Source organism: Microbacterium sp., assembly GCF_041909575.1.
Classification (GTDB): domain Bacteria; phylum Actinomycetota; class Actinomycetes; order Actinomycetales; family Microbacteriaceae; genus Microbacterium.
In genome coordinates this window covers 1-459 of record NZ_JAYRDE010000090.1, presented here as the reverse complement: position 1 = coordinate 459, position 459 = coordinate 1, and the positions used below count along the sequence as shown (strand labels likewise).

General features: G+C 68.2%; 1 protein-coding gene. It reads right to left on the bottom strand.

Going from position 1 to position 459, the window contains the following annotated elements:
* On the bottom strand, window positions 1-459 hold a 459-nt coding region (locus ACE3O1_RS11930), incomplete at both ends, for a pyridoxamine 5'-phosphate oxidase family protein (protein WP_374315316.1).

Here is a 459-nt window from a genome sequence, read left to right as displayed (position 1 = left end):
GTGACGCGGCCGTGCCGCATCATGTCGTCGGGCGTGTCCCGCGTCACCAGCGCCTTGAGCATCCCGGCTGCGGCGACGAGCTTGCCGGGGGCCGGCTCCCAGAACTCGCATTCGACGGGGGTCACGCGCAGCAGCGCGATGTCGGGCGTGTCCAGGCCGTCCTCGAACCAGATGTTCAGGTCGGGCGAGTAGAGCTCCTCCATCTTCGCCCGGTCGTGCACGACGGTCGCCCGCCCGGCGATCGACACGTACCGATGGTCCTTCGCGTCGAGGTACGAGAGCCCGACGTCGTGCTCGGGATCGGACTGCGCCTGCGCGACCTTCTGGGTGTGCTCGAGCGTGAAGAACCAGATGTCGCCCGCGTCGTCCATCTGACGCGTGCTCATCGGCCGGCTCACGAGGTTGCCCTGGGCGTCCGTCGTCGTGAGCATCGTGAAGTCGATGTCCTCGACGAGCTCC